Source organism: Rhizobacter sp. Root1221 (assembly GCF_001425785.1).
Taxonomy (GTDB): Bacteria; Pseudomonadota; Gammaproteobacteria; order Burkholderiales; family Burkholderiaceae_C; genus Rhizobacter.
Genome location: NZ_LMDI01000012.1, coordinates 46626 through 64872, shown reverse-complemented (window position 1 = coordinate 64872; position 18247 = coordinate 46626). Strand labels below are relative to the sequence as shown.

The following is an 18247-nucleotide window of genomic DNA, read 5'->3' as shown; positions in this document are numbered from 1 at the left end:
TGTGGAAGGTGGAAACGCGGAGAGCGCCGCCATGCTATCAGCGCCGTCACGGGCAGAATCGCGCCATGTCCGAGGCCCCCGCACCGCCCAAGAAGGAAAAATCCGCCCCGCAGAAGGCGATGGACAAGCTCGACCTGCGCCGCGACATCGACCTCGCGCTGCACCTGCCGCTGCGCTACGAAGACGAGACCCGGCTCACGCCGGTGGCCGCGCTGCGCGACGGCGACACGGCCCAGGTAGAGGGCGTGGTGACCCACTGCGAGGTGCAGTTCCGCCCCCGGCGCCAGCTGGTGGCCCGGCTCGACGACGGCACCGGCACGCTCGTGATGCGGTTCATCAACTTCTACCCCAACCACCAGAAAACTCTGGCTGCCGGCCAGCGGGTGCGGGTGCGTGGCGAAGCCCGGGGCGGCTTTTTCGGCATCGAGATGGTGCACCCCACGTTCCGGGGGGTGGGCGAAGACACCCCGCTGGCCAGCGCGCTGACTCCGGTGTACCCCACCACCGCGTCGCTGCCGCAGGCTTACCTGCGCAAGGCGGTGGCCGGCGGGCTCAAGCGGGCCGATCTGTCCGAGATCGTGCCCGCCCCGCTCGTGCCCGCCGGCATGTGGGGGCTGCGCGCATCGCTGCGGTTCCTGCACGAGCCCACGCCCGACGTGAGCCTGATGGACCTGGAAGACCACACCCACCCGGCGTGGCAGCGGCTCAAGTTCGAGGAACTGCTGGCGCAGCAGCTCTCGCAGTTGCAGGCCAAGCGCGAGCGCGAACACCAGCGCGCCCCGAAGTTCAAGGTGGTGGCGGGCGGGCTGCAGGAGCGGCTGCTGGGCGCGTTGCCGTTCACGCTCACCGAGGCGCAGCGGCGGGTGGTGGAGGAGATCGCCCGCGACCTGCAGCGCGAGGTGCCCATGCACCGGCTGCTGCAGGGTGACGTGGGGTCCGGCAAGACCGTGGTGGCCGCACTCGCCGCCGCGGTGGTGATGAACGACGGTTGGCAGTGTGCGCTGATGGCGCCCACCGAGATCCTGGCCGAGCAGCACTTCCGCAAGCTGATCGGCTGGCTCGAGCCGCTGGGCATCCGCATCGCGTGGCTCACCGGCAGCCGCAAGGGCAAGGCCCGCCGCGAGATGCTGGAGGCGGTGGCGTCCGGCGACGCGGCGCTGGTGGTGGGCACCCACGCAGTGATCCAGGCCGACGTCACGTTCAAGCGCCTGGGCCTGGCCATCATCGACGAGCAGCACCGCTTCGGCGTGGCCCAGCGGCTCGCGTTGCGCGAGAAGCTGGTGGACCCGGTGGCCGGCCTCGAACCCCACCTGCTGATGATGTCGGCCACGCCCATCCCGCGCACGCTCGCGATGACCCTCTTCGCCGACCTCGACGTCAGCACCATCGACGAACTGCCGCCCGGCCGCACGCCCATCGTCACGAAGGTGTTCAGCGACGCCAAGCGCGACGGGGTCATCCATACCATCGCGCAAGAGGCGGCGGGCGGGCGGCAGGTGTATTGGGTGTGTCCACTGATCGAGGAGTCCGAGACACTGGACCTGAAAAACGCCACCGAAACACACCAGCAGCTGGTGGCCGCGCTGCCGCAGCAGGTGGTGGGCCTGCTGCACGGGCGCATGCCGGCGGCCGAGAAGGCCGCGGTCATGGCCGAGTTCACCGCCGGGCGCATGCAGCTGCTCGTCAGCACCACCGTGATCGAGGTGGGCGTGGACGTGCCCAACGCGTCGCTGATGGTCATCGAACACGCCGAGCGGTTCGGCCTGAGCCAGCTGCACCAGCTGCGCGGGCGGGTGGGGCGGGGATCGGTGGCCAGCGTGTGCGTGCTGCTGTACACGCCGCCACTGTCGGACACCGGCAAGTCACGGCTGCGCGCCATGGTCGACACCCAGGACGGCTTCGAGATCGCCCGGCGTGACCTGGAGATCCGCGGTCCGGGTGAATTCATGGGCGCCCGGCAGTCGGGTGCGCCGCTGCTGCGGTTCGCCGACATGGAACTCGACGAAGACCTGGTCCGGGTGGCGCGGGCCGCAGCCGAGGTCATGCTGGACCGCCACGCCGAGGCGGCCGAACAACACGTGGCCCGGTGGCTCGGCGCCAAGTCGGACTATTTGAAAGCCTGAACTGTTAGGTTTAGGCTATCCTTTGCCCATGACACTCACCGAACTGCGCTACATCGTCGCCGTGGCCCGCGAGCGGCATTTCGGACGGGCCGCCGAGGCCTGTTTCGTGTCCCAGCCCACGTTGAGCGTGGCCATCAAGAAGCTCGAGGACGAGCTCGAGGTGAAGCTGTTCGAGCGGGGCGCGAACGAGATCACCGTGACGCCGCTCGGCGAAGAGATCGTGCGCCAGGCGCAGACCGTCATCGAAGGGGCCGCCGGCATCAAGGAAACGGCCAAGCGCGGCAAGGACCCGGTGTCGGGCCCGTTGCGCCTCGGTGTCATCTACACGATCGGCCCGTACCTGCTGCCCGACCTGGTCAAGCACGCCATCGACCGCGTGCCGCAGATGCCGCTGATGCTGCAGGAGAACTTCACCGCGAAGCTGCTCGACATGCTGCGCACCGGCGACCTCGACTGCGCCATCATGGCCGAACCGTTCCCCGACACGGGCCTCGCCGTGGCCCCGCTGTACGACGAGCCGTTCATGGTGGCGGTGCCGAAGACCCACGCGCTGGCCAAGCGCAAGCACGTCAGCGCCGAGGAACTGAAGCAGGAAACGATGCTGCTGCTCGGCACCGGGCACTGCTTCCGCGACCACGTGCTCGAGGTGTGCCCCGAGTACGCCCGCTTCTCGAGCGACGCTGAAGGCATCCGCAAGAGCTTCGAAGGCTCGTCGCTCGAAACCATCAAGTACATGGTGGCTTCCGGCATGGGGGTGACGGTGGTGCCGCAGCTGAGCGTGCCGAAGGACACCCAGCCGCACGTGCGCTACGTCGCGTTCAGCGCGCCGGTGCCCACGCGGCGCGTGGTGCTCGCGTGGCGGCGCACGTTCACCCGCTACGAGGCCATCGCGGCGCTGCGCAACGCCATCTACGCCTGCGAGCTGGAAGGCGTGGCGCGCCTGTCCTGACCCCTCGAAGGGCAGGGCGCGGGCTCACCCCTTCGGCCTTATCAAGCATGGTTTCCCTCGTTAGACTGTTTCCCATCGTTCCGGAGTCCCCATGGCCAAAAAAACCAAGACCGTCCAAGAAGCCGCCAAGCTGGCCCCTGCCGCCGGCACCGTCGCCATCCACATCGGCATCAGCGACAAGGACCGCAGCAACATCGCCGGCGCCCTCAGCAAGCTGCTGGCCGACACCTACACGCTGTACCTGACCACGCACAACTTCCACTGGAACGTCACGGGGCCCATGTTCAACACGCTGCACACGATGTTCATGACGCAGTACACCGAGCTGTGGAACGCCGTGGACCCCATCGCCGAACGCATCCGCGCGCTCGGCCACACCGCCCCGGGCTCCTACGCGCAGTTCGGCGCGCTCGCCTCGGTCCCCGACGCCCCGGCCATTCCCCCGAAGGCGCTCGAGATGGTGCGGGTGCTGGTGAGTGGCCACGAAGCCGTGGCCCGCACTGCCCGCAGCATCTTCCCGCTGGCCGACAAGGCGAGCGACGAGCCCACGGCCGACCTGCTCACGCAGCGCATCGCCATCCACGAGCAGTCCGCGTGGATGTTGCGCAGCCTGCTGGAAGAGTGAGGGCCGCACCGTGCCACCGACCCCGCTGCGGGTGGCCATCGTGGTGTTCGACGGGTTCAGTGAACTCGACACGTTCGTCACGTTCGGCCTGCTGAACCGGCTGAGCGCCGCCGGCTGGAAAGCCGAGCTGGTGGCGCCGACGGCCCGCGTCACGTCGATGAACGGTGTCACGGTGGACACCCCCCAACCGCTCGAGTTCGCCAACGAGGCTGCGGCCGTGGTGTTCGCGGGCGGCCTCTACACACGCGCCATCGCCGAGAACTCGGCCGTCATCGACCGGCTCGCGCTCGACCCGCTGCGCCAGCTGATCGGTGGCCAGTGTTCGGGCACGCTGCTGCTCGCGCGGCTGGGCCTGCTGGCCGACGTGCCGGCCGCCACCGACACGGCGAGCAAGCCGTGGATGATCCAGGCCGGCGTGCGCGTGGCCGACGACACCCCGTTCCACGCCCGCGGGCCCGTGGCCACGGCAGGCGGGCCGCTGGCGGCCCACTACCTCGCCACCTGGCTGATGTGGCGCGCGGCCGGTCTCGACCAGGCCACACAGGCGCTGAACCAGGCCGCCCCGGTGGGCCTGCGGCAGGACTGGACGGATCGCCTGCTGTCGGTGGTGCGGCCGTTCGTGCCCGATCGCTGAATCAGAGGCTGAGAGTCTTTCGAGCGTGCCCGCTCGAAAGACTCTCAGCCTCTCAGGCCATCAGCGCGTCCAGCGCCGCCAACGTGCGCCGCAGGTCGAGCGGCTTGGTCCAGTAGGCAGCGAACCCGGCCGACAGCGCCCGCTCGATGTCGGGGCTCAGCGCGTCGGCCGACACCGCCACCGCGGGGATGCCCTGCAGCACCTCGTGGTCGCGCAGCCGCGCCAGCAGGGTCACACCGTCCACGTCGGGCAGGCCCAGGTCCAGCAGCAGCAGCGCGGGCGGATCGGCCAGCGCCTGGGCCAGCCCCTCGGCGCCGGTGTCCGCCGTGTCGAGCCGCAGGGCCGGGCGCAGGTCGAAGATGGCCTTCATCAGCATCACGTTGACGGTGTTGTCTTCCACGTAGAGCACCCGCCGCGGCGCACCGGCCTGGCCGGGTGGCTGTGACACGTCGACGGCCCCGGAGCCGGTGTGCACGGGCACCTCCGGTGGCCGGTCATCCGGCCCCGGCAGGTGCAGGCTGAAACAGGTGCCCTGGCCCGGCTCGCTGTCGACCGTCAGGCGCCCGCCCTGCCGTTCAGCCAGCCCCCGCACGATCACGAGGCCCAGGCCGCTGCCCTCGGTGTGGCCGTGTTCCGCACCGAGCCGGTTGAAGGGTTCGAACAGGTGGGCCATCTGCGACGCGGTAAAACCGGATCCGGTGTCGCGCACGTCGATGCGCACCTCGTGCACGCCCCGCGAGCTGGAACCCACGACCGCGACCTGGCCGCCTTCCCGGTTGTACTTGATCGCGTTCGTCAGGAGGTTGACAAGGCACTGCACGAGCTTGCGGCGATCCGCCAGCACGCGCAGCCCAGGGTCCACCTGGATGCGCAGCGCCACATGCGAGCGCTCGGCCAGCAGTTCCACCATCGCGAGGCTTTCTTCCACCACCGGGCGCAGGTCCAGCGCTTCGAGCCGCACCTCCATGCGGCCGCTTTCGATGTGGGTGAGGTCGAGCACCTCGTTGATCAGTGCCAGCAGGCTGCGTCCGGCACTTTCGATGTGGTCGAGCTGGCGTTGCTGGTTGGGGCGCAGCCCCAGGCCCTGGTCGGCCGACAGCAACTGCGAAAAGCCCAACACGGCGTTGAGGGGTGTGCGCAGTTCGTGGCTGACCCGGGCGAGCAACTCGCTCTTGGCCCGGCCGGCTTCTTCGGCCACGGCTGCCCCGTGGCGCGACTGTTCGAGGGCCTTCCGGGCGGTGACGTCCGACAGGTACCCGTTCCACAGCACCGATCCATCGGGCAGCGCCTGCGGCGTGGACCGTCCTTCGACCCAGCGCACGTCCCCATTGACGACCACGCGGAACGCGCCGTCCCATCGCCCGAGCGTGCTGGCCGATTCGTGGATGCTCTCGATCACCGCAGGCAAGTCGTCGCGGTGCACCCGCGACGCCAGCGCTTTCGCCGACTGGCGAGCCTCTTCGGGGGTGACCCCGAACAGTTCGTGCATCGCCTCGCTGGCATACGGAAAACAAGTGGTGCCATCGGGCCGCATCATGTACTGGTACACGAGGCCGGGCAGCTGTTCCGCGGTGGGCTGGGCCCCCACCACCGCCTGGCCGGTCTGACGCCAGTCAGCCACCCGCACCACCACCGCGACGTTGATGGCGCCCTCGGCACCCTCATGCCGCGCGGCGCTCACCTGGCCGGGCCACTCATGCCCATCCTGGGCCTGGAACGCCAGCAGCACGTCATCGACATGGCCGCTGCCGCGCAACACCGCCAACACCGCCTCGGGGCAAAGCGGCTGCGACGCCGGTGCGAGCAGGTCGTTCAGCAACGGGCCGGGTTCGGCCCCCTCGGGCAGTTGCAGCCAGCCGCGCAGGCGCGCGTTGATGGAGAGCAGGCGCCCCGCATCGTCGAAGGACAACAGGCCGCAGGGCAATCCCGGCCAGTCGATGGGTGGCTCGAACGGCAACACGTCATCGCACCGGCGGGCCGCGGACGCTCAGGCCGGCGGTGCCGGCACGGACCAACGTTTCGTCACGTCACCGGCGTTGTTCACGCTTTCCAGCTGGACGCCGAAACCCCACAGGCGGGCCACGTGTTTCAGCACCTCCTGCGCGCCCTCATGCAATGGGCGGTCGTTGTGCTGCGTGTGGCGCAGCGTCAGCGAACGGTCGCCACGCAGGTTCACGTTCCACACCTGGATGTTGGGTTCACGGCTGCCGAGGTCGTACTGGTGGGACAGCGCCTCGCGCACGCGGCGATACCCTTGTTCGTCGTGGATGGCGGACACCTCCAGCTCGGACTGCTTGTCGTCGTCGACGATGGCGAACAGCCGGAACTCGCGCATCAGGTTCGGCGACAGGTACTGGCCGATGAAACTCTCGTCCTTGAAGTTGCGCATCGCGTGGTCGATGGTCTCGAGCCAGTCGCGCCCCGCGATGTTGGGGAACCAGTAGCGGTCCTCGTCGGTGGGGTGCTCGCACATCCGCTTGATGTCGGAGTACATCGCAAAGCCCAGCGCATACGGGTTGATGCCGCTGTAGCCCCGGTCACCCACCCGCGGCTGGTACACCACGTTGGTGTGGGACTTCAGCCACTCGATCATCATGCCGTCCGACAGGTGGCCGTCGTCGTACATGGTGTTGAGCAGGTGGTGGTGCCAGAACGTGGCCCAGCCTTCGTTCATGACCTGCGTCTGGCGCTGCGGGTAGAAGTACTGCGCCACCTTGCGCACGATGCGCACCACCTCGCGCTGCCACGGCTCGAGCAACGGCGCGTTCTTCTCGATGAAGTACAGCAGGTTTTCCTGCGGCTCTTCGGGGAAGCGGCGGGCCTGCGATTCCTCGGCGGCCTTCTCGGCCTTCGGGGGCAGCGTGCGCCACATGTCGTTGACCTGGCGCTGCGCGTAGGCCTCGCGGTCCTTGCGGTCGGCGAGTTCCTGGGCGAGCGACTTGCGGCTGGGCCGGCGGTAGCGGTCCACGCCGTGGTTCATCAGCGCGTGGCAGCTGTCGAGCAGCGCCTCCACCGCGTCGACCCCGTGGCGTTCCTCGCAGTCGGCGACGTAGTTCTTCGCGTAGACGAGGTAGTCGATGATCGACGACGCATCGGTCCACATGCGGAACAGGTAGTTGCCCTTGAAGAAGCTGTTGTGGCCGTAGGCCGCGTGGGCGATCACGAGGGCCTGCATGCCCATCGTGTTTTCCTCCATCAGGTAGCTGATGCAGGGGTTGGAGTTGATGACGATTTCGTACGCGAGGCCCATGTGGCCGCGGCGGTAGTTCTTTTCGGTGGAGATGAACTCCTTGCCGTAGCTCCAGTGCCGGTAGTTCACCGGCATGCCGACCGACGCGTAGGCGTCCATCATCTGCTCGGCGGTGATGATCTCGAGCTGGTTCGGGTAGGTGTCGAGGCCGAACCGTTCGGCCGTGGCCCTGATGCGCTCGTGGTACCGCTCGATCAACTCGAACGACCAGTCGCTCGGGGAGGGCAGGGGTTCACTCGCACGCGGGGGCGGGCGGATGTCGGCCGCGCGCGCCGGGCGGCGGGCGGCGTCGAACGCCTCGAGGCTCGCGGTGCTGGCTTGCATCGCACTCATGCCGCAGCTCCTTCCTTCTTGAACAGCTCGCGGAACACCGGGTAGATCTGCGACGCCTCGGTCACCTTGCGGATCGCGAAGGCCTTGGATTCGGCGGCGAGGGCGCTGTATTCATCCCACAGATTCTGCTCTTCCTCGGCCACCTGCACGTACGCGAAGTAGCGGCACAGCGGCAGGATGCTGTGGGCGAGCAACTCGCGGCAGCGGCCGCTGTCGTGGTGCCAGTTGTCACCGTCGCTCGCCTGCGCGCCGTAGATGTTCCACTCGCTCGTGGGGTAACGGGCCCGGGCGATCTCTTCCATCAGCACCAGCGCGCTCGACACCACGGTGCCGCCTGTTTCGGTGGAGTGGAAGAAGTTCTGCTCATCCACCTCCTGGGCCTGCGTGTGGTGGCGGATGAACACGATGTCGATGCGTTCATAGTGCCGCGTGAGGAACAGGTACAGCAGGATGAAAAAGCGCTTCGCCAGGTCCTTGCGGCTCTCATCCATCGACCCCGACACGTCCATCAGGCAGAACATCACCGCCTTCGCGGTGGGCACCGGCACCCGCACGCGGCTGCGGTAGCGCAGGTCGATGGGATCGAGGTACGGGATGCGGCCGATGCGGGCGTGCAGCACCGCGATGGCGGCCTCCACCGCGGCGATCTCTTCCTTGTGGTCGCCCGCGGCGGTCTGCAGCGCGATCAGCTCTTCCTCGAGCGCGAGCAACTGGCGCCGCGCGTCGGACCCGAGCGCGATGCGCCGGCCGATGGCCCCGCGCATGGACCGCACCACGTGCAGGTTGTTCGGTGTGCCGTCGCTGCTGTAGCCGGCGCGGTGGGTCTTGAATTCTGGGGTTTCTGCGAGGGTGGTGCGCGCGAGGTTGGGCAGGGCCAGGTCGTCGAAGAAGACCTGCATGAACTCTTCCTTCGTGAGGTGGAAGACGAAGTCGTCGTCCCCCTCGCCGGAATCGCTCGCCTGGCCGCCGCCACCGCCGCCTTGGCCGCCCTTCGGGCGTTCGATGCGGTCGCCGCGGATGTAGTCCTGGTTGCCGGGGTGCACCATCTCGCGCTTGCCCCCCTGGCCATGGCCGAACACCGGTTCCGCGATGTCGCGCCGGGGGATGTGGATGTCTTCCCCCTGCGCCATGTCGCGGATGCCGCGGCCGTCGACAGCCCGCTTCACCGCCTCGCGGATCTGGTCCTTGTGGCGGCGAAGAAAGCGCTCACGGTTGCCGATGGACTTGTTCTTGCCCGCGAGTCGACGATCGATGATCTGCTGGAACATGCGACTCCTTCATTCTGTCGCCGGACTAGCCGGCCGAGCCGGGCCCGCGCACCCGGCCGCCCGACGCCCCCGGGGAATCGGCGGCGGTGCGCAGCGGCCGGAGGGCGTTCATGAGCTTTTCCGGACACGCAGGTACCACTCGCAGAGCAGGCGCACCTGCTTCGGCGTGTAGCCCTTGGCCACCATGCGGGTGACGAAGTCTTCGTGCTTCTTGGCTTCGTCGGCACTGGCCTTGGCGTTGAAACTGATGACCGGCAGCAGCTCCTCGGTGTTCGAGAACATCTTCTTCTCGATCACCGTGCGCAGCTTTTCATAGCTGGTCCAGACCGGGTTGTTGCCGGCGTTGTTCGCGCGGGCCCGCAACACGAAGTTGACGATCTCGTTGCGGAAGTCCTTCGGGTTCGCGATGCCGGCGGGCTTTTCGATCTTCTCGAGCTCGGCGTTCAGCGAGGCGCGGTCGAACACCTCGCCGGTGTCGGTGTCGCGGTACTCGTGGTCCTGGATCCAGTAGTCGGCGTACGTGACGTAGCGGTCGAAGATGTTCTGGCCGTACTCGCTGTAGCTCTCGAGGTAGGCGGTCTGTATTTCCTTGCCGATGAATTCGGCGTACCGCACCGCGAGATGCTCCTTGATGAAGGCAAGGTAACGCTGTTCGGTGTCGGCGGGGAACTGCTCGCGTTCGATCTGCTTCTCGAGCACGTACATCAGGTGCACCGGGTTGGCTGCGACCTCCGTGCTGTCGAAGTTGAACACCTTGCTGATGATCTTGAAGGCAAAGCGCGTGGAGATGCCGCTCATGCCCTCGTCGACCCCGGCGTAGTCGCGGTATTCCTGGAAGCTCTTCGCGCGCGGGTCGGTGTCCTTCAGGTTTTCACCGTCGTACACGAGCATCTTCGAATAGAGGCTCGAGTTCTCGGGCTCCTTCAGGCGCGTGAGGGCGGCGAACTGGCTCATCATCTTCAGCGTGCCCGGCGCGCACGTGGCCTGGGCGAGCGACGAGCCGCGCAGCAGCTTCTCGTAGATCTTCACCTCCTCGCTGACACGCAGGCAGTACGGCACCTTGACGATGTAGATCCGGTCGAGGAAGGCCTCGTTGTTCTTGTTGTTGCGGAAGGTCTTCCACTCGCTCTCGTTGCTGTGCGCGAGCACGATGCCGTCGAACGGGATGGCACCGAACCCTTCCGTGCCCTTGTAGTTGCCTTCCTGCGTGGCGGTGAGCAGCGGGTGCAGCACCTTGATGGGCGCCTTGAACATCTCGACGAACTCGAGCAGGCCCTGGTTCGCGAGGCACAGGCCGCCGGAGTAGCTGTAGGCATCGGGATCGTCCTGCGCGAAGGTCTCGAGCTTTCGGATGTCGACCTTGCCCACCAGCGAGCTGATGTCCTGGTTGTTTTCGTCGCCCGGCTCGGTCTTCGCGATGCCCACTTGCTTGAGCACGGACGGGTAACGCTTGACCACGCGGAACTTGCGGATGTCACCACCGTATTCGTCGAGCCGCTTGACGGCCCACGGCGACAGCACGCGGTTCAGGTAGCGGCGCGGAATGCCGTATTCCTTCTCGAGGATGGCCCCGTCCTCGATGGGATCGAACAGGCCCAGCGGTGTCTCGTTCACCGGTGAACCCTTGATCGCGTAGAAGGGCACTTCCTGCATGAGCGCCTTCAGGCGTTCGGCGATGGACGACTTGCCGCCGCCCACGGGGCCGAGCAGGTAGAGGATCTGCTTCTTTTCCTCGAGGCCCTGCGCCGCATGGCGGAAGTACGAGACGACCTGTTCGATCGCGTCTTCCATGCCGTAGAACTCGGCGAAGGCCGGGTACACCTTGATCACCTTGTTGGCGAACAGGCGTGAGAGGCGCTGGTCGTTGCGCGTGTCGATGGTCTGGGGCTCGCCGATCGCCTTGAGCATGCGCTCGGCGGCGGTGGCGTAGGCCACGGGGTTGTGCTTGCACTCGGCGAGGTACTCTTCGAGAGAGAGTTCCTCTTCTCGCGTGCGTTCGAAACGAGCGGCGAAATGGCTGATCACATCCATGCTGACCTCCTGGCATCAAGGCAACGTGCGGAGGGGCCACCTCTGCACCGTTGGGGGAAGTTCTGATGAAACCCGTTGCAGGACTTCATCAGAGCTTTCCTTGGGGGTCAGCTCACTGCTTGATTGCTTTGTACCAAGTTCTGCCAAGCTTCGGTGATCGTGTGGGCCATCATGCCCGGAGAACCCGGGGTTTTGCCCAACAGTTCACGGCTTAGCTTATTCCAACTCTCTCCAAGGGCACCTGGTTGACACGGTGGGCTTCTCGGTGGTTTACAGCGAGTGTGCCCCTAACTTCGATTCATTGCAGCCCGCAAACGAGTGAGCCTGCCGGGTGGCGCGGAGTTCCCCCCGTGGTTGCACTGTCAACGTTCTCGCCACCACCTTAGCAGATGTCACTGCTGGCGGAGGCCGAGCTTCTGCAACAAGCCGTTCAACTCGTCGAGCGAACCGAACTGAATGGCCACCTCGCCCTGCTCGCCGCGCTTGGTGCGCTTTTTCACCCGGATGTCCACCTGGGCGGTGAGTGCATCGGACAGCTCCTCCTCGATGCGGGCGATGTCGCGGGGCTTGTCCTTGGCCACGCGGATGAGGGGCTGCTGGCGGCCGCTGACGGCGCGGGTGACGAGCTTTTCGGCGTCGCGCACGCTCAGTTTTTTCGCCACGATCTCGGCGGCGCTCAGGATCTGCTGCGCCCCGTCGAGCGGCAGCAGCGCGCGCGCATGGCCCATGTCGATGTCGCCCGCCATCAGCATCTGCTGCACGGGTTCGGCGAGGTTGAGCAGGCGCAGCAGGTTGCTGGCGGCGCTGCGCGAACGCCCCACGGCCTGCGCCGCCTGCTCGTGCGTGAGGTTGAATTCGTTGACGAGGCGGGCGATGCCCTGGGCCTCTTCGAGCGGGTTCAGGTCTTCGCGCTGGATGTTCTCGATCAGCGCCATGGCGGCGGCGGCTTCGTCCGGCACCTCTCGCACCAGCACGGGCACCTCGTCGAGGCCCGCCAGCTTGGCCGCGCGCGAGCGGCGTTCGCCCGCGATGATCTCGAAGCGGTTGGACCCCACCGGGCGCACCAGGATCGGCTGCATGATGCCCTGCGCGCGGATGCTTTCGGCCAGCTCGTAGAGCGAACCTTCGTCCATGCGCGTGCGCGGCTGGTACTTGCCCGGCTGCAGCTGGGTGAGCTTCAGGGAACGGGGGGTACCGTCGTCGGCCGGAACCGGAACGTCGCTGACTTTGGGCCCGAGCAGCGCTTCGAGGCCGAGGCCGAGGCCTTTGGGTTTCTTGGTGACCATGGCCGGCATTTTCACTGATCCCTCAGCACTCGCCCGTGAGGTTCTTGAGCAATTCGCGGCCTTCGGGCCAATCACCCAGGCCCGAATCGCCGTTGAGGTGTCCCCGGGGCCCGGCGGCCACCTGCGAGGCACCCCACGCGGCCGCCATGGCCTCGGAACGGGCGGGGGCGCAATAGGGGTCGTTGTCGCTCCAGACGACCGTGGCGGGGAAGGGCAGCGCCCGCCGCACGGTGCTGCGCCAGGGGGCGAGCTGGGGCGGCAGGTCATCCCGGTCCAGATCCGGCGGGGCCACCAGGAGCGCCCCCACCACACGGGCCGCGTGCTGCGAATGGGCAGCCCAGGCACTCACCAGGTGGCAGCCCAGGCTGTGGGCCACGAGCAGGGCGGGGCGGGGGTCGGCCAGCACCGCGTGTTCGAGCTGCGCGAGCCAGTCGCCCCGCTTGGGCCATTGCCAGTCGTCCTGGTCCACGCGGGTGTCGCCATATCGCAACTCCCAACGGCTCTGCCAGTGGCCAGCGCCGGAGTTCTGCCAACCGGGCAGCAGGAGCACACGGTGTGTGGGCTTCGACGTCTTGTCACGTTCGGTCATCGGTGTGCCTTATCCTTCACGACTCAGTCAACGAGGAAATCGACCATGAAGTATCGGGTGTTTGTCGACGGGCAAGAAGGCACCACCGGCCTGCGCATCCACGAGTACCTGGCCCAGCGCCAGGACGTGGAGGTGCTGCGCATCGACGCCGACCGCCGCAAGGATGCCGCCGAGCGGGCGCGCCTGCTCAATGCCGCCGACGTGGCCTTCCTGTGCCTGCCCGATGCCGCTTCGCGCGAAGCGGTATCGCTGGTCACCAACCCCAACACTTGCGTGATCGACGCCAGCACGGCGTTCCGCACGGCCCCGGGCTGGGCCTTCGGCCTGCCCGAGCTTGCGCCCGACCAGCGCAGCCTGATCCGCACCAGCAAGCGCATCGCGAACCCGGGCTGCCACGCCACGGCGTTCATCCTGCTGTTGCGCCCGCTGATCGACGCCGGCCTGGTGGCGGCCACGCTGCCGGCGAGCGCCACGTCCATCACCGGGTACTCGGGCGGCGGCAAGAAGATGATCGAGCAGTACGAGGCTGGCGGCGACCCGAAGCTCGACGCCCCGCGCCCCTACGCCCTGGGCCTCGCCCACAAGCACCTGCCCGAGATGATGGCCCACACCGGGTTGATCGTGCCGCCGGTGTTCGTGCCCATCGTGGGCCCGTTCCTCAAGGGATTGGCCGTGAGTGTGCCCTTGCATCTCTCACAAATGCCGGCCGGCACCACGGCCGAGAAGGTGCACGATGCGTTTGCCAAACGCTACGCTGGCGAGCGGTTCATCCGCGTGCTGCCGGTGCGTGACCCGGCCACGCTGGAAGACGGGTTCCTCGACGTGCAGGCCAACAACGACACCAACCAGGTCGATATCCTGGTGTTCGGCAACGACACCCAGTTGCTGGTGGTGGCCCGCCTCGACAACCTGGGCAAGGGCGCCAGTGGCGCGGCGGTGCAGGCGATGAACGTGCACCTCGGGGTGGACGAAGGCCTCGGCCTCTGACCCTCCCCGCTGCCGGGGCCCGCCGTCAGGCGGCCACGGCAGCCGGTGGCGCTGCCACGCGGTCCACCATCTCGCGTGCGAAATCGATGAACGCCAGGGCACCCTTCGACTGCGGGTCGAACACCACGCCCGGCAAGCCGTAGCTCGGCGCCTCCGCGAGGCGCACGTTGCGCGGGATCACCGTGTTGAACACCTTCTCACCGAAGTGGGCCTTGAGTTGCTCGCTGACCTGCTGCTGCAACGTGATGCGCGGATCGAACATCACCCGCAGCAGGCCAATCAGCTGCAGGTCCGGGTTCAGGTTGGCGTGCACCTGCTTGATGGTGTTCACCAGATCGCTCAGGCCCTCGAGCGCGAAGTACTCGCACTGCATGGGCACCAGGACCCCGTGGGCACTGCACAGGCCGTTCAGGGTCAGCATGCTGAGTGACGGAGGGCAGTCGATCAGCACGAAATCGTAGTCGCCGGCCACGGCGGCCAGCGCCCCCTTGAGACGGCCGTCGCGCCGCTCCACACCTACCAGGTCCACCTCGGCCCCCGCCAGTTCGCGGTTGGCACCGAGCACGTCGTAGCCCACCTTCTCGCTGTGCTGCCGGGCCTCGGCAATGGACGCACTTTCCAGCAGCACGTCATACACCGTCAGCGGCAGCGAACGCTTGTCGATGCCGGAGCCCATGGTGGCGTTGCCCTGCGGGTCCATGTCGACGACCAGCGTGCGCTGCCCGATCTTGGCGAGGCCCGCGGCCAGGTTCACGGTGGTGGTGGTTTTACCGACGCCACCTTTTTGATTGGCAACACAGAAGATGCGGGTCATGGGCGGTTCCAGGAGCGTGCGAAGGGAAGGGGGTCGGTCATCAGTTCGTGGTCAGGCGGACACCGAAGGCCACGAGGCACATGCCGGCCAACCGCTGCAACCACTGTGACAGCCGCCGGTGCGCCTTGACCTTTTGGGAGACGGCGTTCGCGAAGGCACACAGGGTCAGGCAGTACACGGTGGTGAGCAACGCAATCGTCACCGCCATGGCTGCGAAGGTGGGCAGGCCGAGGTGGGTGGTCGGGTTGATGAACAGCGGGAAGAATGCCATGTAGAAGACGATGGCCTTCGGGTTCAGCAGCGTGATGAAGAACCCTTGCTTGGCATAGTGGCGCGGTTCGATGTGGATGGGCGACTTGGCACCGTCCCGCGCGAGGATGAGCTTCAGCCCGATCCACACCAGGTACGCCGCTCCACCGTACTGCACCAGCTTGAATGCCACCGGGTGTGTGGCCAGCACGGCCGCCACACCGGCCACCGCCATCCACAGCAAGGCCTGATCACCGGCAATCAACCCCAGCATGCAGGAGGCCCCGGCACGGAAGCCACCTTTCCCGGTGGAGGTCAGCAGCGCAAACGTGCCGGGGCCGGGCAGCGCCAGGAACAACAGCACAGCGGCACAGAACGAGCCGTAGTCGGAGATTCCCAGCACGTTCATGGTCGTGGCCTCATCCAGATCAGGCAGCGTTCGGCATTCAAGCCGGGTACGGTCAGTTGTTCCACGTGAAACACCTCCACGGCAGAGGGCAGGGCAGCCTGCTCATCACCAGGGCGTTTGCCCTTCATCGCCATCCACACCGCCCCGGGGGCCAGGTGCTGGGTAGTCAGCGACGTGAAGTCCACCAGCGACGCAAACGCCCGGGACGTCACGACGTCCACCGGCGCAATGGCCATCGATTCGACGCGCGCATGTTGCGCCGACAGGTTGCGCAACTTCAGTTCCCCCGCCACCTGCTGGATGAAGCTGGCCTTCTTGCCCACCGTGTCGACACAGGTCACCGTCAGCTGCGGCAGGGCGATTGCCAACACCACACCGGGCAGGCCCGCGCCACTGCCAACGTCGAGCACCCGCGCCGGCCGGTCACCCAAGTGCCGACGCAACGGCGCTACCACCGCCAGACTGTCGAGCAGGTGGGTCGTCATCATCTCGGCAGGATCCCGCACCGCGGTCAGGTTGTAGACCTTGTTCCACTTGGCGATCAACGCGAGGTAGGCGAGCAGGGCGGACCGCTGGGCCTCGCCCAGGTCCAGGTCAAGCGCCTCCAGTCCAGCGGCCAACACCTCCGACTCAGGCGGCTGCATCGTCGGGTGACCGGTTGGTGTCGTTGGCGGCAAAACCTTGGAAGCGGCCCTTTTTCAAGTGGATCAACAACAGCGAGATCGTGGCCGGGGTGATGCCAGAGATGCGGGAAGCCTGCCCCAGGGTCTCGGGGCGTTGGGCCGCCAGCTTCTGACGGGCCTCGAAACTCAACGCCGTGACCTTGCTGTAGTCCAACTCGGTAGGCAAACGCAGGTGCTCGTAGTGCGCAGCGCGCTCCACATCCTCGTTCTGCTTGTTGATGTAGCCGGCGTACTTCACGCTGATCTCCACCTGTTCGATCACCTCATCAGCCAGTTCGGCACCCAGTTCGGTTTGCAGTGTTTCACGTGAAACACCGGCAGCGGGTCGGGCGATGGCAGCGATCTTTTCGAGCGTCGCGTAGTTCACATTGGGCCGGCGCAGCAGGTCGGCGAGGCTGTACTCGTGTTCGAGTGCCTTACCAAGCAAAGCTTCGGCATCGGCAGCGGGGAGGGTGCTCGGTTGAACCCAGGTGGACTTCAGCCGTTCTGTTTCACGTGAAACAGCGTCGCGTTTCCGATTGAAGGCATCCCAGCGGGCGTCGTTCACCAGGCCCATCGCGCGCCCCACCTCGGTCAGGCGGGCGTCGGCGTTGTCCTCGCGCAGCTGCAGGCGGAACTCGGCGCGGCTGGTGAACATGCGGTAGGGCTCGGTTACCCCCTTCGTGATCAAGTCGTCGACCAGCACACCGAGGTACGCCTGGTCGCGCCCCGGCGTCCAAGCCGACTTGCCCTGCACCTGCAGCGCGGCGTTCAGCCCAGCGAAGAGGCCTTGGGCCGCCGCCTCTTCGTAGCCGGTGGTGCCGTTGATCTGGCCCGCGAAAAACAGTCCGCCGATGGACTTGGTTTCAAACGTGGCCTTCAGCGCGCGTGGGTCGAAGTAGTCGTACTCGATGGCGTAACCCGGGCGCAGGATGTGGGCGTTTTCCAGCCCCTGCATCGACCGCACCGCCAGCAACTGCACGTCGAAGGGCAGGCTGGTGCTGATGCCGTTCGGGTAAAACTCGTGGGTGGTGAGCCCCTCGGGTTCCAGGAAGATCTGGTGCGAGTCCTTGTCGGCGAACCGGTTGATCTTGTCCTCGATGCTGGGGCAATACCGCGGGCCCACGCCACCGATGATCCCGGTGAACATGGGGCTGCGGTCGAAGCCGGAGCGGATGATGTCGTGCGTCTGCTCGTTGGTGTGAGTGATCCAGCAGGGCACCTGCGTCGGGTGCATCGCGGTGTTCCCCATGAAGCTGAACACCGGCACCGGGTCCAGGTCACCGGGCTGTTCAGTCAGGCGGCTGAAGTCGATGGACCGGCCGTCGATGCGCGGCGGGGTGCCGGTCTTCAGCCGGCCTTGCGGCAGCTTCAGCTCCTTCAGCCGCGCGGACAGCGACACCGCCGGCGGGTCACCCGCACGGCCACCGGCATGGTTCTGCAACCCGACGTGGATCTTGCCGTCGAGGAAGGTGCCGGCGGTCAGCACCACCGCGCGGGCGCGGAAGCGAATACCCACCTGGGTCACGGCACCCACCACCCGGTCGCCCTCGACCATCAGGTCGTCGACGGCCTGCTGGAAGAGCGTGAGGTTCGGCTGGTTTTCCAGGCGGCTGCGGATCGCTGCCTTGTAGATGATGCGGTCGGCCTGCGCGCGGGTGGCCCGCACGGCCGGGCCTTTCGAACTGTTGAGGATGCGGAACTGGATGCCCGACTCGTCAGTGGCCAGCGCCATGGCACCGCCCAGCGCATCGACCTCCTTGACCAGGTGGCCCTTGCCGATGCCGCCGATGGACGGGTTGCAACTCATCTGGCCGAGCGTCTCGATGTTGTGGCTCAGCAGCAGCGTGCGGCAACCCATGCGCGCAGCGGCCAGGGCGGCTTCGGTGCCGGCATGGCCTCCGCCGACGACGAGCACGTCGAACTCGTGGGGGTACAACATCAAGGAACTCCGGGGGAAAAAGGGGGCCGCGGCTACACCGAAAAACGGGAGCGGGCAAGACGTGAATTTTAGGCTGTGGGCCCCTTGCCGTCACGG

Annotated in this window: 15 protein-coding genes; 5 read left to right on the top strand and 10 right to left on the bottom strand. The window is 67.0% G+C overall.

From position 1 onward, the window contains the following. Nucleotides 1-65: 65 nt before the first annotated feature. From recG to ASC87_RS10095, 4 genes are all read left to right on the top strand, one after another. Nucleotides 66-2123 (top strand): ATP-dependent DNA helicase RecG, encoded by a 2058-nt coding sequence (gene recG / locus ASC87_RS10110; RefSeq protein ID WP_056660408.1) that lies wholly within the window; start codon nt 66-68, stop codon nt 2121-2123. 28 nt (nt 2124-2151) lie between these two features. Then, complete coding sequence (locus tag ASC87_RS10105; RefSeq protein ID WP_056660404.1) at nt 2152-3072, top strand: LysR substrate-binding domain-containing protein; 921 nt, start codon at nt 2152-2154, stop codon at nt 3070-3072. A gap of 91 nt (nt 3073-3163) precedes the next feature. Further along, nucleotides 3164-3697 carry a Dps family protein gene (locus ASC87_RS10100; RefSeq protein WP_056660401.1) on the top strand — a complete coding sequence of 178 codons (534 nt, stop codon included), beginning with the start codon at nt 3164-3166 and terminating at the stop codon, nt 3695-3697. A 10-nt stretch (nt 3698-3707) separates the two neighbouring features. Next, the gene (locus tag ASC87_RS10095) at nt 3708-4331 is read left to right on the top strand and encodes a DJ-1/PfpI family protein (protein ID WP_235582129.1); all 624 of its coding nucleotides are present in this window, start codon (nt 3708-3710) and stop codon (nt 4329-4331) included. 52 nt (nt 4332-4383) lie between these two features. On the opposite strand, the gene ASC87_RS10090 is transcribed toward ASC87_RS10095, so the two are convergent. The 6 genes from ASC87_RS10090 to ASC87_RS10065 all read right to left on the bottom strand — a co-directional run bounded on the left by ASC87_RS10090 (nt 4384) and on the right by ASC87_RS10065 (nt 13088). Next, nucleotides 4384-6291 carry a hybrid sensor histidine kinase/response regulator gene (locus tag ASC87_RS10090; RefSeq protein WP_157603950.1) on the bottom strand — a complete coding sequence of 636 codons (1908 nt, stop codon included), beginning with the start codon at nt 6289-6291 and terminating at the stop codon, nt 4384-4386. A 27-nt stretch (nt 6292-6318) separates the two neighbouring features. Beyond that, nucleotides 6319-7905 carry a SpoVR family protein gene (locus ASC87_RS10085; protein ID WP_369820754.1) on the bottom strand — a complete coding sequence of 529 codons (1587 nt, stop codon included), beginning with the start codon at nt 7903-7905 and terminating at the stop codon, nt 6319-6321. A 5-nt stretch (nt 7906-7910) separates the two neighbouring features. After that, complete coding sequence (locus tag ASC87_RS10080) at nt 7911-9182, bottom strand: YeaH/YhbH family protein (protein WP_056660395.1); 1272 nt, start codon at nt 9180-9182, stop codon at nt 7911-7913. 108 nt (nt 9183-9290) lie between these two features. Then, the gene (locus tag ASC87_RS10075) at nt 9291-11213 is read right to left on the bottom strand and encodes a PrkA family serine protein kinase (RefSeq protein WP_056660392.1); all 1923 of its coding nucleotides are present in this window, start codon (nt 11211-11213) and stop codon (nt 9291-9293) included. A 392-nt stretch (nt 11214-11605) separates the two neighbouring features. Next, a complete protein-coding gene (locus ASC87_RS10070; protein WP_056661200.1) occupies nt 11606-12499 on the bottom strand; it encodes a ParB/RepB/Spo0J family partition protein in 894 nt (297 codons plus the stop codon). Between the two features lie 22 nt (nt 12500-12521). Then, complete coding sequence (locus tag ASC87_RS10065; RefSeq protein WP_056660389.1) at nt 12522-13088, bottom strand: alpha/beta hydrolase; 567 nt, start codon at nt 13086-13088, stop codon at nt 12522-12524. A 45-nt stretch (nt 13089-13133) separates the two neighbouring features. On the opposite strand from ASC87_RS10065, the gene argC reads away from it, so the two are divergent. Then, on the top strand, nt 13134-14075 hold the full coding sequence (argC, locus tag ASC87_RS10060; RefSeq protein ID WP_056660386.1) for an N-acetyl-gamma-glutamyl-phosphate reductase: 942 nt from the start codon (nt 13134-13136) through the stop codon (nt 14073-14075). A gap of 25 nt (nt 14076-14100) precedes the next feature. Here argC and ASC87_RS10055 read toward each other — a convergent pair whose 3' ends face one another. The 4 genes from ASC87_RS10055 to mnmG are packed head-to-tail and all read right to left on the bottom strand — an operon-like array spanning nt 14101 to nt 18151. After that, on the bottom strand, nt 14101-14889 hold the full coding sequence (locus tag ASC87_RS10055) for a ParA family protein (RefSeq protein WP_056660383.1): 789 nt from the start codon (nt 14887-14889) through the stop codon (nt 14101-14103). A gap of 40 nt (nt 14890-14929) precedes the next feature. Then, entirely contained in the window at nt 14930-15541 is a 612-nt protein-coding gene (locus tag ASC87_RS10050) for a LysE family translocator (RefSeq protein ID WP_056661197.1), read from the bottom strand. A gap of 2 nt (nt 15542-15543) precedes the next feature. Continuing rightward, the gene (gene rsmG, locus ASC87_RS10045; protein ID WP_056660380.1) at nt 15544-16191 is read right to left on the bottom strand and encodes a 16S rRNA (guanine(527)-N(7))-methyltransferase RsmG; all 648 of its coding nucleotides are present in this window, start codon (nt 16189-16191) and stop codon (nt 15544-15546) included. Next, nucleotides 16178-18151: a tRNA uridine-5-carboxymethylaminomethyl(34) synthesis enzyme MnmG gene (gene mnmG, locus ASC87_RS10040; protein ID WP_056660377.1), complete on the bottom strand. Its 1974-nt coding sequence runs from the start codon at nt 18149-18151 to the stop codon at nt 16178-16180. Before mnmG ends, rsmG begins: the two co-directional genes overlap by 14 nt. Nucleotides 18152-18247: the final 96 nt, after the last annotated feature.